Origin of the sequence: Campylobacter sp. US53, assembly GCF_004378995.1 — a bacterium.
Lineage (GTDB): Bacteria > Campylobacterota > Campylobacteria > Campylobacterales > Campylobacteraceae > Campylobacter_D > Campylobacter_D jejuni.
In genome coordinates, this window is the sequence record NZ_RYYH01000006.1 from 46,423 (window position 1) to 60,665 (window position 14,243).

Annotated in this window: 15 protein-coding genes; all 15 read right to left on the reverse strand. The window is 28.8% G+C overall.

Going from position 1 to position 14,243, the window contains the following annotated elements; translation table 11 throughout:
- Positions 1-40: 40 nt before the first annotated feature.
- Complete coding sequence (locus ELQ05_RS05675) at positions 41-2,806, reverse strand: RecB-like helicase (RefSeq protein ID WP_070300834.1); 2,766 nt, start codon at positions 2,804-2,806, stop codon at positions 41-43.
- Positions 2,803-5,169: a PD-(D/E)XK nuclease family protein gene (locus tag ELQ05_RS05680; protein ID WP_070316797.1), complete on the reverse strand. Its 2,367-nt coding sequence runs from the start codon at positions 5,167-5,169 to the stop codon at positions 2,803-2,805. The genes ELQ05_RS05675 and ELQ05_RS05680 overlap by 4 nt, the downstream gene beginning before the upstream one ends.
- Entirely contained in the window at positions 5,166-5,687 is a 522-nt protein-coding gene (locus tag ELQ05_RS05685; protein WP_002877447.1) for a FixH family protein, read from the reverse strand. Before ELQ05_RS05685 ends, ELQ05_RS05680 begins: the two co-directional genes overlap by 4 nt.
- Entirely contained in the window at positions 5,674-6,276 is a 603-nt protein-coding gene (locus ELQ05_RS05690; RefSeq protein WP_070300839.1) for a hypothetical protein, read from the reverse strand. Before ELQ05_RS05690 ends, ELQ05_RS05685 begins: the two co-directional genes overlap by 14 nt.
- Positions 6,273-6,374 (reverse strand): hypothetical protein, encoded by a 102-nt coding sequence (locus ELQ05_RS05695; protein WP_002868225.1) that lies wholly within the window; start codon positions 6,372-6,374, stop codon positions 6,273-6,275. The genes ELQ05_RS05690 and ELQ05_RS05695 overlap by 4 nt, the downstream gene beginning before the upstream one ends.
- A complete protein-coding gene (locus tag ELQ05_RS05700) occupies positions 6,371-6,592 on the reverse strand; it encodes a DUF4006 family protein (protein ID WP_079861516.1) in 222 nt (73 codons plus the stop codon). The genes ELQ05_RS05695 and ELQ05_RS05700 overlap by 4 nt, the downstream gene beginning before the upstream one ends.
- The gene (locus ELQ05_RS05705; RefSeq protein WP_002851306.1) at positions 6,589-7,452 is read right to left on the reverse strand and encodes a cbb3-type cytochrome c oxidase N-terminal domain-containing protein; all 864 of its coding nucleotides are present in this window, start codon (positions 7,450-7,452) and stop codon (positions 6,589-6,591) included. Before ELQ05_RS05705 ends, ELQ05_RS05700 begins: the two co-directional genes overlap by 4 nt.
- Positions 7,452-7,715 carry a cytochrome c oxidase, cbb3-type, CcoQ subunit gene (locus ELQ05_RS05710; protein WP_002851307.1) on the reverse strand — a complete coding sequence of 88 codons (264 nt, stop codon included), beginning with the start codon at positions 7,713-7,715 and terminating at the stop codon, positions 7,452-7,454. The genes ELQ05_RS05705 and ELQ05_RS05710 overlap by 1 nt, the downstream gene beginning before the upstream one ends.
- Positions 7,716-7,719: 4 nt before the next feature.
- Positions 7,720-8,385, reverse strand: coding sequence for a cytochrome-c oxidase, cbb3-type subunit II (gene ccoO, locus ELQ05_RS05715; RefSeq protein WP_002855439.1), 666 nt, complete (start codon positions 8,383-8,385; stop codon positions 7,720-7,722).
- A 12-nt stretch (positions 8,386-8,397) separates the two neighbouring features.
- Positions 8,398-9,864: a cytochrome-c oxidase, cbb3-type subunit I gene (gene ccoN, locus ELQ05_RS05720; RefSeq protein ID WP_002851405.1), complete on the reverse strand. Its 1,467-nt coding sequence runs from the start codon at positions 9,862-9,864 to the stop codon at positions 8,398-8,400.
- A 125-nt stretch (positions 9,865-9,989) separates the two neighbouring features.
- Complete coding sequence (gene bumR, locus ELQ05_RS05725) at positions 9,990-10,670, reverse strand: butyrate response regulator transcription factor BumR (RefSeq protein ID WP_070300843.1); 681 nt, start codon at positions 10,668-10,670, stop codon at positions 9,990-9,992.
- A complete protein-coding gene (gene bumS, locus ELQ05_RS05730; protein WP_070300845.1) occupies positions 10,646-11,884 on the reverse strand; it encodes a butyrate sensor histidiine kinase-like phosphatase BumS in 1,239 nt (412 codons plus the stop codon). The genes bumR and bumS overlap by 25 nt, the downstream gene beginning before the upstream one ends.
- Positions 11,881-12,540 (reverse strand): sulfite exporter TauE/SafE family protein, encoded by a 660-nt coding sequence (locus ELQ05_RS05735; protein ID WP_088303604.1) that lies wholly within the window; start codon positions 12,538-12,540, stop codon positions 11,881-11,883. Before ELQ05_RS05735 ends, bumS begins: the two co-directional genes overlap by 4 nt.
- Positions 12,537-13,655 carry a glutamine-hydrolyzing carbamoyl-phosphate synthase small subunit gene (gene carA, locus ELQ05_RS05740; protein WP_052785476.1) on the reverse strand — a complete coding sequence of 373 codons (1,119 nt, stop codon included), beginning with the start codon at positions 13,653-13,655 and terminating at the stop codon, positions 12,537-12,539. Before carA ends, ELQ05_RS05735 begins: the two co-directional genes overlap by 4 nt.
- On the reverse strand, positions 13,655-14,206 hold the full coding sequence (locus ELQ05_RS05745) for a DUF507 family protein (RefSeq protein ID WP_002851269.1): 552 nt from the start codon (positions 14,204-14,206) through the stop codon (positions 13,655-13,657). The genes carA and ELQ05_RS05745 overlap by 1 nt, the downstream gene beginning before the upstream one ends.
- Positions 14,207-14,243 lie beyond the last annotated feature (37 nt).

A 14,243-nucleotide genomic window follows, 5' to 3' on the forward strand; every position in this document is an offset into this window, starting at 1 on the left:
AATAATATTAATTTTTACTTAATTTAAGTAAAAATAAAGTTTATATTTCCAAAATTTGAATTTCATTTTCCAAACAATAAACTATAAAAGCACGTACTTTATCTTTCTTCAAAATTTCACTAATGGCGATCTTATAAGTTCTTACCTGCTCTTTATGTTTATCTTGCATAGCAAGACCTGTTTTATAATCAATTATAAAAGCTTCTTCATCTTTTAAAGCAAGCAAGTCTAATTGTTTAATTTCTCCATTAAAACTCAAAGCTTGTTCTTTTAAAAGCTTTCCATCACCAATCAAATTTTGAAATTGAATATTTTTAAGCAAAATTTCAATTCTTTTAAAAAGCTTTTCAAAATCACTCTCATCCAAAAAATGTCTAAATTTGCTCTTGCATCTTTGAGTAAGTATTTGAAAATTTTCACCCTTAGGGAGTTTTAAATTTTGCATAAAAAAGTGAAAAGCATTTCCAAAATATAGCTCTTTACTATCAAGCTTTTCTTCACTTTGAACTTCTTGTGGGCTAATTTTTTCAAATTTTTGTAAAGCTTGAATACTTTCTTTTTTAACACTTAAAATTTGCTCTTTGCTTTCTAAAAAACCTCTCTCTTGAGAATATATATTTAAAAATCCCCCCTTAAAATAACTTGGATAATTTCCATTTACACTTTCTTCGTTTCTTTTTACGATGATCAAACTTTCCTTAGCTCTTGTAAAAGCCACATAAAGTTTATTAATATCATCTTCATAATTTGCTCTTGTAATATTTTCTTTAAAAAGAGTATAAATAGGCTCTTTAGTAAGCTCTCGAATTTTATCTTTAATATGGAGTTGCCAACCTTGATTGATATCATATTCAAGCATAATGTCTTCATTGTTTGAATTGTTTTTAGATAAACTATCAAGCAAAATCACATGATCAAATTCCAAACCCTTAGATTTATGCACACTCATAATACTAATACCCATATTTTGTTCGCTTACTATTTTCAAAGTACAAGGCTCAAATAAAAGTTTTAAAAAATTTTCCTTAGTTTTAGCATATTCGATGAATTGCATTAAAGCGATATCATTTAAATCAAGTTTTAATTCTTTTATTAAAAAAAGTACATTTTCCATAGCATTTTTTGAAAAATCAAGGGCGATTTTTCTGGGCTCAAAACCTAAAAGTTCTTTTAAAAATACCAAGTAAAACTCATCGCCAAAAATACAATATTTAGCATATTCTAAAACAAGTCTTACGCTTGCTTTATTTTCAAGCAAAACATTACTTTGAGTAAATGCGGGAATTTTTTGCTCTCTTAAAAAATCCAAAACCATATCTGCATCGCTATTTTTCCAACACAAAATACAAATATCATCATAAGAAATATTTTTAGATCTTAAAAAATTAATTTGCTCAAATAAAGTTTCTAAAGTCTTTTCCTTGATTTCTTGGGCTTGGTTTTTAACCTTTTGTTCTTTAGATTCCACAATACGCACAAAACCGCCTTTTTTACTTTCTAAGGCAAATTGCTCTTTATAATCTTTGATTTTTTCTTTAAAAGTTTCATTAACAAAATCAACCAAAAGCTCTTTAGAACGATAATTAGTATTTAAACTATCACTTTTAATTTGACTAAATTCTTGTTTTAACAAATCAAATAATTCTTTTTTTCCTTTACGAAAGCGATAAATACTTTGTTTTTTATCTCCTACATAAAAAAAAGTGCGATTTTTCTTAGCCCCTTCTCCTGAAACAAGCTCAGCGATCAAAGGGCGTAAAATTTGATATTGGATCACGCTTGTATCTTGAAATTCATCAATAAGTAAATGCGAAATAAAGCCATCTAAACGAAAATAAATCATATCCTTAAATTCACTGGTTATTAACTCATAAACTTTTTTACTCACATCTTGGAAATTTAAGGTATTTTTATCTTTATGAAATATATTTTTAGCTTCACTATAATGATTTAAAAGATTCATTAAATTAGCAATTTTATAATTTTCAAGCTCTATAGCATAAGTATTTAAAGCATTTATAAGCTCCATTCTTTTTGCGCTAAAATACAAGTTAGTGCTTTCTAAATCTTGCAAATATTTTGTACTTTCAAATTTTGTCATAAAGCTTGATTGCATAAACACGGATAAATCTAAAACTTCGCTTTTAAAATTGTCACACAAATTTTTATAATTTTTTACATGAGTAAGACCCAAACAATAACTTCTTAACTCACTATAAGCTTTATTGATATAAGCTTTAGATGGATTTGGAATTTTAGGATGATTTTGAAAATAAGCATTCTCATAAAATTTTTCAAGCTCGTTAAAAAAATTTTCTTTCTCATCAACTAAATTAATATAATAAGCCAAATCTTTTAATTCATCTTTTTTAAGAAGTTTTAAAAAAATCTCTCTTACATCAAGCTTCTTTTCACTCATTGTAAAATCACTACTTAAGCCCAAATTTAAAGCAAAAACACGCAAAATTTTTCCGAAAAAAGCATCAAAAGTACTGATTTTTAACTCTGTTCTTAAAAATTCTTCTTTTTTAGCATCTCTTAAAGAAATAAGCTCTTCTTTATCTTTACCTAAAAGCTTGCAAAGTTCATTGCATTCACTGGTTTTATTTTCTTTTTCTAAATTTAAAAAAGTCTCAATAATTCTTTTTTGCATTTCATTAGCAGCTTTTTTGGTAAAAGTTAAAGCTAAAATTTCATTAATCCTAGCCCCTTTTAAAATAAGCGCTACAAAACGCACACTCAAAGCAAAGGTTTTTCCACTTCCCGCGCTCGCTTCTAATGCCAAAAAAGGCTCAAATTGACTCATTTTAATTCCTTTTTATAAATGAGTTTATAAGGACAGTACTCATCTTGTTCATTTTCAAACTCTATTTCTTCCTTGCTCATAAGAACTAAGTCTTTAAGTCTTTCTCTTAGTTCATCTAAACCTTTAGCTTTTTGGTGTAATATTTGCATACTATTTAAATCATAAAAACCCACGTTTGCATTTTCATCATATAAGGCTTGGTAAAAAGCAAGTTGATAAGAATTGCTTGGTACTTTTCCACTTTTATAATCAATGATCAAATTACCTTCTTTTGAACTATCGATACGATCTATAGTGCCCTTAAGTTTTATACTATCTGTTCCGAGCTTTAAAATATTATTTAACTCAAGCTCTGTATGTGCGACATAAAAGCCTTTTGAAAAATGCTCTTTTTCATTTTTAGCAAATTGTATAAATTTTAATTTAAATACTTCAAGATCAAGTTCGCTAATATTGTATTTTTGATATTCTTTATCCAATAAATTTGCAAAAACTTTTATATCAAAATCATTATTTGCATAATTTTTATAATAAATTTCAAGCATTTTATGGATGAAATTTCCTTGATTTTTCGCTTTGCTTTCCTCGCTTAAAACCCTAGGTTCTGCTAAATTTAAAATATAACGATAATAATAAGTTCTTTTTTGATTTTCCAATAAATTAAAACGACTAAAAGAAAGTGCAAACTCGAAAGGATTATGCTTTAAAATAGGAGCTTTTATAGGAGTTAGATTAGGTTTTATGCCCTCATAGTCTAATTTTAAAGCATTAAGATAAGCTTTTTGATGGATATGAGTTTCATAAAAAAAGTCAAAATCAAGTTCATCTAAAAAACGTGATTTGCTCTTTTCTTCATTTTCCACAAAGCAAATACTTACTTCTAAAGCATTTTTCATCAAGCTTTCATAATAAAATCTTTGTAAATTTTCTCTTCTATCATAGCTAATCAATCCTGCTTTTTTACGCACTTCATTGTTTAAAAAAAGTTCATTAACACTTCTTTTAGGAATAAATTCTTCATTAAAATCAACCAAAATTACCCCATCAAAACAAAGCCCACGACTTTCTAAAAGTCCCATTACCGTAACCTTACCTCCGCCTACATCACTAAGGGAAAGTTGTGAAATTTGCATGAAAAAAAGATGGATCAACTCTTTAAGAGTTAAAGACTGATTTTTCAATAAATCTTTAATAAAATAAAGTTCTTTTCGTATCAAATAAACAAGCTCTTGCTTTTCATTTTCTAAAAACAAAGCAAGTAATTTTTCAAAATATTCAAAATCACATTTCTCATCAAAATACTTTTTAAACTCTATAAAATCAAGCTTTAAAGAATGTAAAAGCGTATTGTGATAATCAAAAATCATCTGCGTGTCTTCAAAATAATCCTCTTGATTTTTATAAACAAAAGAAGCACTACTAGCACTTTCATAAAGTGCTTGAAATTTTTGATAAAACAAACTTTCTTTAATACTAATCCCACTTGCAAAATTAAGCATATTGTCTTTATCAAAAAGTCTTAAAAACTCACAAAAACTTTCATCTGGAGTTATAACTACAATATTTTCAGGCTTTAAACCTTTGCGTACAAAATGTGAAATTTCATCCATAACAAAGGCGCATTGTAAAGCCCTTAATTCAAAAGATTTGAGTTTAATTTTTGAATTTTTTGTTTTAAAAATTTCTTCTTTTAAAATCTCTTGTTTTGAAAGATTGATTTCATAATGAGTGTTTATTTTTAAATCAAATGTTTTTAAAAAATCAAGTTTTAAAAGATATTCAAGATTAAATTTACTTGTTTTAAAACTTAAAACCACTTCTTTAATCTGAGAAATTTCACTTAATAAATTTTCTTCAAATTTACTCAAAAAACCTTGCAAATCATAAACTATAGCTTCATGCTCATCTAAAAAATCTTTATTAAGAGTGTAATTTTTAGGCAAAGAAAGATTATCATAAAAAGAATTCTTTTCAAGCAAAGCAAGATAATTCTTATATACCTCATCTAAAATTTCCAAATGTTCATTATAGGTAGCATAATAATCATTGTTTTTAAGATCTTCTATGCTTTTTTTTTCTAAACTAAGTTCTTTAAAAAAAGAAAAAAGATATTCGTTATTTTTCAAAAAAGCAAAAAATTCTACCGAAATTCCTAGTTTTTTTTCTAAATCCTTACTTTTTAGACAAGCTTCTTGCATTAAAAGCAAGCTTTCATAAAAACTTGCCTTATGAAAATTGCTCAAACAAACTTTATCTAAAAATTCACCTATATGAATAGCACTATCTAATAAGGCATTTTGCTGTTTTTTTTGGTTATAATACTCTCTAATTTGTCTTGAAGAACTAAAAATTCTTAATTTCATTGAGCATTTAATTCGTAGCTAAAAAAACCCACTGTTTCTTGATTTGCATAAAACTTTAGCTTAAGCTCCCATCTACCTTTATCTAGTTTAGGTAAAGCGATACTTAAAATTCCATTTTTAACTTGTCCTTCTAACTTTTGATCAAAATTTTTAGTGAATGGTCTTGTAAGAAGAGCTTGAACTTTTAAATCATCAGAATTTATATTTTGCAATGCAGAAATTTTAAAATTTGCAACATAGGAATTTTGATCCACCTCATAACTAGGAATTTTTCTTTTACCAATAAAAGTGATTTTATCATTTTGAAAATTTACTTTAAAAAATTTATCAAAATTTACTTGTTGTTTTTGTATTTGATTGTAATTATTTTCAACATTTTGATAAGAGTCAAAATAAAAATCATCCTCATACACAGGATGGTGACTTGCTATAAAAATCGTTACAATACAAGCAATAATTATAGCCAAAAGTGAAAGCAAAATACCATAAGGCCAAAAACTTTTTTTAGTTTCTAACATTTTTTTTCCTCTTTATTCTTCTTTGTGCATAGTATAACAATGCAAAGCAAATAAATCCATAGATAAGTATTCTTAAGATATTGATAGTATCACGATTTGCATTACCTATAGAATGTTCTAATTGTAATCCCAAGGATTTTGCCATACGATCTACAATATCTGCATAACCATTAAGTATAGCAGCATTATAAATATCACCTTTATTTGTAGCTAATATCGGCAAAATAGATCCTGTTCCAGGATAAGGACTAAGCACAGCTTCTTTATCAATCAAAGCTAAAGCACCTTTTGAGCCCACTATATCAACTTTGTGAGAATTTTTCGACAAAAGAAGCAATATATAAGATTGGGGAAGTTCTTTTTGTTTATTTAATAAAGTTTCAATTTCAGTTTTATCACCAACCATAACACCGATAAAAATATTACTTTTTTGGTAAAGCTCTTTTCCTATAAGATTAATCTCATTACTTACTTTTTGACTTAAAATATTTTCATTAAAAAGTACAGCATCAAGAGCAAAAACCCTAGAAGGCAATAAAACAAAGAAGAAGATGGCTAAAAAAAAGCCATCTTGTAATATTTTTTTCATCCTATATGAAGATGATTTACGGTCAAAACCGACCAAGCGGTGATTGCAGCAGCAGCAACTAAACCAATAACAATTAAATATTCCAAAGCCTTACTCATTGTGCTTCCTTTATACTTCTATGATCTTGTTCTTTTGAACCAAACATCTTTACACTTTGTACATCTTTAAGACTATATGGCTTTTGCATCACTTCTTGCTGAGCTTTAAGACCCCAAATAGTTAAAACTACTAAGATAGCAAGTAACAAAACCGTAGCAATTAACATACCTGTAACACCTGAAAGAGAAAGCACGCATCTGTTATTATTTTCCATCATTCACCCCTTGAAAGAGAAATTACATACTCGCCAACAGCTTCTTTTTGAATATCATTAAGTGTTGGAAAACTCGGCATTGTTCCTATAAAACCAGCCTTACCACTATGTAAAACATCTACTACAAAAGCTGCAGAACCGTATTTTGTAAGATCTGGGAACATTCCATCTTGACCTTTTCCATCTTCTCCATGGCATGCTGCACAAGTTGCATAAGCTTCTTTACCTTTTGCTACTAAATTTTCATTTGCAGTTTTCTTAATAGCTGAAAGATCTTTTGCTACATAAGCAGCAATAGCAGGGATATCTTCTTCTGCCACACCTAAATCAGCAGCACCAAGCATTTCTCCACCTGGAAAATTCATACCTTTTGAACCATGTTTAATTACATTGATTATACCTTCTTCGCTACCCCAAATATTTAAATTTTGAGCTTTACCATTGATACCATCGCCTGTAATTCCATGACAAGCTGAACACTGAACTAAAAAGATATTTTGACCCATTGCTATTTTATCTTCAGGAGATAAATTTTTAAATTTTTCTTCGAATTTTGTATTATGAGTTGCTACTTCTTCATTGTATTGACCTATACTTGAAAAAGAATTTAAAGGATATCCCCATAGAAAATACCAAATAGCCCAAACAATAGTCAGGAAAAATACCACAGCCCAACCAGTAGGAACAGCATTTTTATACTCTCCTATTCCATCCCAACTATGTTCACTAAGCTCTGACTCGCCTTTTTTTTCTTTCATTTGCTTAAACATTCTACCCACAATAACTAGTGTGATTAAAATGATAAGAATAGCTCCAATTAAAGATAAGAGATTAACATTATCTTCTAAATTTAACCATTGCATTAAGCACTCCTTTTACTTTCTAATACACTATCATCAATATCATCTTTTAAGGCAAGGTTTGCATAATTTTCATAATTTCTCTCACCTTTTTTTTCTGTTCTATATAAATGATACCAATACGCATATAATACTATTGACAAAAACATCACGAGTGCAAAAAAACCATAACCTTGGAAAATCTCCCACTCATGTTTTTGAACTGTTGCTAAATCAAATGTGATTAAATTTTTAATCACATCAAAAACTATTGATAAATGTTCCATCATCTTACTTTAAACTATTTAAATAAGCGATCAAAGCAACTATTTCTTTGATTTCACCTTTAGCAAAAGCATCTTTTACTTCTTGATTTTTCATTTGATCAACTATAGCCTGAGCTTCAGCTTTTACTTCAGCTTGTGCATCCTCCCAAGAACCAAGTTTTGTTCCATTTTCTGTATCATAAGGAACATTGAAAACTTTTTTCACAGTTAAAGCCTCAGCATAAGCAGTTTCAATATCTGCATTATTTTTAAACATATGCTTATATGAAGGCATAATAGAATCTGGAACAACAGAAGTAGGATCCCACATATGATTTTCATGCCAATCAGCTGTTCTATAATTTCCTACACGAGCAAGATCAGGTCCTGTTCTTTTTGAGCCCCAAAGAAAAGGTCTATCATAAGCAAATTCACCACTTACAGAATACATACCATAACGATCTGTTTCTGATTTAAATGGACGAATAAGCTGTGAATGACAAGCATTACAACTATCTTTAATATATACTGCACGCCCTGCAAGTTGTAAAACCGTATAAGGTTTTTTACCTTCAATTGGTCTTGCATTTTCTGCAAAATTTGGTAAAACTTCAACTATGCCTGCATAAGCAATCACTACAAAAACAGCTACAGCAAAAAAGAATGGATTTTTTTCTAACCAACTAAACATATTTTCTCCTTTTTATGCTGCCATAGGCGAAGCGCTTTTTGGTTCTTTATCAAGCACTCTTCCACAAGCAATTGTTTTGTAAATATTATAAGTAAACATAAAGAAACCGATAAGATACAACAATCCACCAATCGCTCTAATCCAATAATAAGGAACAATAGCCACAACAGTATCAATAAAGCTATAAAGCAAGTTACCATACTCATCTGTCGCTCTCCACATCATACCTTGAGTAATACCCGCAATCCACATTGAAGCAAAATAAAGAACTATGCCTGTGGTTTGGATCCAAAATTGAGCTTCCATTAAAGATTTGCTATAAAGCTCTCTTTTGAAAACTCTAGGAGTCATATGATAAAGCGCAGCCATAGTCATAAATCCTACCCAACCTAATGTTCCATCATGAACATGTCCTGGAATCCAATCTGTAAAGTGTGCTAAAGCATTAACAGATTTAATTGAAAGAATTGGCCCTTCAAGTGTTGAGAACATATAGAAAGTTGATGCCAAAATCATAAATTTAATCAACGGACTCTCGCGAAGCTGACTCCACTCACCTTTCATAGTAAGCAAGATATTAATCGCTGAACCCCAAGAAGGTAAAATCAATACTACAGAGAAAACCGAACCCATAGTTTGCATCCAATCAGGTACAGTTGAATAAATCAAATGGTGACCACCTGCCCAAAGATAAACAAACATTAAGCCCCAAAATGCAAATAAAGAGAGTTTATAAGAGAAAATCGGCTGACCACTTTCTTTTGGCAAGAAGTAATAAATTTGAGCAATAATACCCACAGTAAATACAAATGCCACAGCATTATGTCCATACCACCATTGTACTAAAGCATCATTTGTTCCTGCATACATTGATACACTATGCCACCATTTACCCATTCCAGTAACAAAATAAGTTGGTACTTCCATGTTGTTAAAAAGATAAAGCATAGCTATACCTAAAAATGTAGCTATATAATACCATAGAGAAATATAAAGGGTTTTTTCACGGCGAATTCCAATAAGTCCAAAAATACTTACACCCCATAAAACCCAAACAAGAACAACAAGAATATCTAAAGGCCACTCAAGCTCTGCATATTCTTTAGATGTAGTCACACCCATAAACAAAGATATAACAGCTAAAACCATAGTAAGCATATAAAGCCAAAAATGAAGCTTACCAACAGCCATTAAAAATCTTGACTCAGCCATACTCACTTTAAGAACACGCTGACCTATATAATACCAAGTTGCCCAAATCCCTGAAAGCATAAAACCAAAAATCACACCTGAAGTATGAAGTGGTCTAAGTCTTGAAAAAGTGGCATATTCTCCTGCTAAATAATTTAAATTAGGATATGCCATTTGAAAAGCTATAAGAGTTCCTATAGCCATACCAACAATGCCGAACAATATGGTCGCAAACATAAAATATCTTGCAACCGTATAGTCGTAATTTAATACATTACCTGGATGCATCGACTTTCTCCTTAAAATTTTTGATAACAAGAGAATATTATAGAATATTAATTATACATTTTTTCTTAAAAATGATAATTTTGTTAATCATTTGTTATGCTTTATATTTTAAGGCAAAATCAGTCTTATTTATTGATATTTATCTTATAACCTAAACTTGGCACATTTTTTATAAAATCTTCACCCACTTTATCTCTTACTCTTTTTATAAATGTTCGAACAGCAGTATCACTCACATGTTCACCTATCCAAACATTTTTCTTAATATCTTCATGCAAAACCAAAGCCCCAGGTTGCTTTAAAAGCAAAGAAATAAAAGCCAATTCTTTTTTAGTTAAAACAATTTCTTCACCATTGTAAATCAAAGTTCGTTTAGTTTTGTTAAATTGATATTCTTCAGAAATTTTTACAAGCATATTTGCTTCAATTTTTTCGCCTATCAGATAATCTAAAACTTTAAACAACTCTTCTATATCAACAGGTTTGATCAAATATTTATCTATACCAATATCAATAGAACGCAAAAGTCTCTCTTTTTCTGAATACGCACTAAGAACAACAATTGGAACATCATCTGAAATTTCTTTAATCTCTCTTGCCATATCAAGCCCATCCATAATAGGCATAGCAATATCTGTGATAACTAAATCCGGCTTAAATTTTTTAAATTTTTTAAGCCCCTCATCTCCATTTTGAGCTCCGATTACTTTACTAAAACGTTCGCTTAATATATTAATCATTGATTCTCTAGTCTTAATTTCATCTTCAACTACTAATATTATCAATTCTTTACATTCTTGTGACATTTCTGCTCTACCCTCTCTTTTAGTTTTAAAAATATCTCAAAACAAGCCCCATCTTTTCCATTCTTAACTTTTATTTTTCCTTGGAAACTTTCAATAATTTGTCTACTTATATAAAGTCCTACTCCTATACCCTGACTGGGATGTTTTGTTGTAAAATAAGGTTGAAAAATTTTATCTAAATTTTCTTTATCAATCCCACCAGCATTATCTTTTATTGTAATTTTCAGATAATTTTTTCCAAATTTTGAAAAATTTATTGTTATAATTTTCCTTTTTTTGTTTTTAAATGCCTCTATTGAATTTAAAATTAAATTAAGAAAAACTCTTATTAAACCATTCTCATACGCCAAAACTTCATAATCACTTTTCGAAACAATATTAATATTTACATGATTTTTTTCTATAGTTTCAAAAGCAATTTCTAAGGCTTTATTTAAAGTCTCTTTTATAAATACACACTGCTCTACTCCTTTGTTAAACAAAGTTCTAAACACATCAATTGTTTCTGACATATTTTTAATCATATCTTTTGATTGTGAATAAATTTCAGCAAATCCTTTTTCATCTTTAAGATTTTGTTTCATTTGAAACATGGCAATACCAAGCTCATTTAACGGTTGTCTCCATTGATGTGCTATATCACTAATTATTTGCTCTAATGAAGATTTCAAAATCTCTTCATATGCTATTTTAATATCTTTTTCATTTTTTTCCAAGGCAATTTGCATTTTTTTCTCAAATTTTTTACCTAACTGTATAAATTCTTGTTGGTGGTTTTTAACCGTATTTTCAAGATTAATACTTAATTCTCTTAATTTAGCGTGATTTAGAGCAAGCTCTTCATTAAGCTTAAAAGAATTACTGACATCATGAGAAAGTGCTACTATTTCTATTAATTCATTATTTTTATCCAATATGGGGATTAATAAAGTTTCAAGATAGAAGGTTTTGCCTAATTTATCAATATTTTTAAAAATAACCTGATAAGGCTTTTTATATGAAAGATCTTTTAAAAGCTTCTCAACATAACATTCCTCAACATCTGGATGTTTAAATATCGAATGTTTTTTTCCTATAAGCTCTTTTTTGCTATATCCACTTATTTGACAAAGCTTATCACTGACAAAAATTAAATTTCCTTGCACATCGGCTCTTGAAAAAATTGTATTTTTTTCAAGAGCTTTAAAAAACTGATCTTTAAAAAAATCTTTCATTGAAAAGCCTTAAAACCTATATAGGCAAGATTTATACCGTAACAAACAATAATGCCATACGATAAATAATTAAACAAATTTTTCAAAAAATCACTAAAAAACTGTGAAATTTTAGAAAAAAATAACATCGCAGGTAAAGTTGATATTCCAAAAATCATCATTACCAAAATACCTTCAAAAATATTTTGCTTACTCATTGCATTGGCTATAAAAAAATACACCAATCCACAAGGAACAAAACCATTTGAAAATCCTAAAAATATGGCTGATTTTATTCCTTTAAAATTTTTAGATTTTTTAATAATTTTCTTTACAAAACTATCAAAAAAAACATTATTTTCAATAAAAGATAACATATTGCCTCTAAAAATAAGAGCAAAACCCAAAATCATCATAAATATACCAAGAATAAAAAATGACAAACTTTGAACCTTAGTATTGATTGCTAAGATATTCCCAAAAGTCCCAAAAATTATCCCTAAAACAATATAAGCAAAAATTCTAAACAAATGATAAATAAAAGTTAATACAAATAAATTATTGCTTTTTAAATTCAAATTTATAAAAAGTAAATTAAAACCACCGCACATAGAATAGCAGTGTCCAAAACTAGATAAAAAAGCAACGCTGATAATAGCTAAAAAATCTATACTCACATCAAATTCATAAATTCTTTAAAAATGTACTTACTTTCATGAGGACCCGAAGAACTTTCTGGGTGATGTTGGACTGAAATAATAGGATAGTCTTTATATCTTACTCCTTCAACATTGTCGCCAAATAAATTTCTATGAGTGATATGAGCCACTTGAGCTAATTCTTCTGGAACATTATAATTATGATTTTGTGCGGTAATTTCTACCGTTTTTGTATCAAGATTGATCACAGGATGATTTGCTCCATGTTGTCCAAATTTCATTTTATAAGTTGCATATCCAAAAGCATTACTTAAAAGCTGGTGACCTAAGCAAATTCCAAGCATAGGAATTTTAGCTTCTGCAAGTTTTTTAATCTCTGCAATCTCTTGTTTTAAAATCCTTGGCTCACCTGGACCATTAGAAAGAAACACGCCTTGAATTTCACCTTTCTTATACAGAGTAATCAACTCATCTGCTTTAACATTATATGGATAAACTTCTACTTCAAAACCTACTTCTACAAGTTCATTTAGGATATTTGTTTTAACACCATAGTCTATAACAGCAACTTTTTTCTCACTTCTTTTAGCATCATTAAATTTTTGAAAACTAGCGTCCCAAACACCTTGTTTATGAGAATAATTTTTCTTAGTGCTAACTTCTTTTACAAAATTTACTTCATCAATTTTTGCTGATTTTTCTAAGGCGATTTTTAAATCTTCTTTATTTGAAATTTCAGTTGAAATTACAGCTCTTAAATTGCCATTATTTCTTATCATTTTTACTAGATATCTCGTATCAAGTTCATAAATTCCTATTTTTCCATGTTTTTCAAGATAATCTTGCAGACTTTCTTTAGCACGAAAATTTGAAAAACTAGAACTTAATTCACGCATTAAAACGCCACTTGCAAAAATTTCCTTACTTTCATTATCATTTTCATTGGTTCCCACTATACCAATTTCTGGCATGGAAAATACGATAAATTGCCCTGCATAAGAAGGATCTGAAATAATTTCTTGATACCCTGTTAAAGAAGTGTTAAATACAAGCTCTCCAAAAAAAGTACCGCTCTTTCCAAAAGCCTTAGCACTTAAAAAAATATCATTTTCTAAATAAATATAAGCCTTCATTAAAACATACCTTTTTTTCTAAGCTCTTCTTGATAGAGTTTTTCAAAGATAAGATCGTATTCTTCGCTACCTGGAATAGGTTTTGTTTTATAATTGCTAATTTTCTCATAAACCTCATCTTCAAGTTTTTCATAAATTTTAAGATAAGACTCTATGCTTGAAAAGATTAAATTTTTAACTCTATTTTCACTCACTATAAAATTAATATAATCATTCTCTACAAGTTCTTCCAAAATTTGATGCGCTAGATGATTATGTCTATCTTCAGAATCTAAAATCACATTAAATTCAGGAGCTAACTTTTTCTTCACAAGCCAAAACATATTTTTACGATCTACTTGCATAAGCTCCATTTCATCTTCTTGTTGCTCTAAAAGCTCTTTTACTCTTTCATCTAATTTTCTTTCATTTAGAATATCTTTCTCTAAAACTTCTATTATACATACCTTAAGCTTTTCTAATTGATCTTTAATTTCTACAAAAGAAGAATTAGCTATATCTAACATCATTTTATTTGCGATATAAGGAATATGTGGTAATTTTATACGCATCTTGAAAACCTTTTATTTAATAATGTTTGAAATAATA

Excerpts from the sequence above, each read along its gene's own strand:
- ELQ05_RS05675 (WP_070300834.1), bottom strand. The coding sequence starts at position 2,806 with ATGAGTCAATTTGAGCCTTTTTTGGCATTAGAAGCGAGCGCGGGAAGT.
- ELQ05_RS05680 (WP_070316797.1), bottom strand. The coding sequence starts at position 5,169 with ATGAAATTAAGAATTTTTAGTTCTTCAAGACAAATTAGAGAGTATTAT.
- ELQ05_RS05685 (WP_002877447.1), bottom strand. The coding sequence starts at position 5,687 with ATGTTAGAAACTAAAAAAAGTTTTTGGCCTTATGGTATTTTGCTTTCA.
- ELQ05_RS05690 (WP_070300839.1), bottom strand. The coding sequence starts at position 6,276 with ATGAAAAAAATATTACAAGATGGCTTTTTTTTAGCCATCTTCTTCTTT.
- ELQ05_RS05695 (WP_002868225.1), bottom strand. The coding sequence starts at position 6,374 with ATGAGTAAGGCTTTGGAATATTTAATTGTTATTGGTTTAGTTGCTGCT.
- ELQ05_RS05700 (WP_079861516.1), bottom strand. The coding sequence starts at position 6,592 with ATGATGGAAAATAATAACAGATGCGTGCTTTCTCTTTCAGGTGTTACA.
- ELQ05_RS05705 (WP_002851306.1), bottom strand. The coding sequence starts at position 7,452 with ATGCAATGGTTAAATTTAGAAGATAATGTTAATCTCTTATCTTTAATT.
- ELQ05_RS05710 (WP_002851307.1), bottom strand. The coding sequence starts at position 7,715 with ATGGAACATTTATCAATAGTTTTTGATGTGATTAAAAATTTAATCACA.
- ccoO (WP_002855439.1), bottom strand. The coding sequence starts at position 8,385 with ATGTTTAGTTGGTTAGAAAAAAATCCATTCTTTTTTGCTGTAGCTGTT.
- ccoN (WP_002851405.1), bottom strand. The coding sequence starts at position 9,864 with ATGCATCCAGGTAATGTATTAAATTACGACTATACGGTTGCAAGATAT.
- bumR (WP_070300843.1), bottom strand. The coding sequence starts at position 10,670 with ATGTCACAAGAATGTAAAGAATTGATAATATTAGTAGTTGAAGATGAA.
- bumS (WP_070300845.1), bottom strand. The coding sequence starts at position 11,884 with ATGAAAGATTTTTTTAAAGATCAGTTTTTTAAAGCTCTTGAAAAAAAT.
- carA (WP_052785476.1), bottom strand. The coding sequence starts at position 13,655 with ATGAAGGCTTATATTTATTTAGAAAATGATATTTTTTTAAGTGCTAAG.
- ELQ05_RS05745 (WP_002851269.1), bottom strand. The coding sequence starts at position 14,206 with ATGCGTATAAAATTACCACATATTCCTTATATCGCAAATAAAATGATG.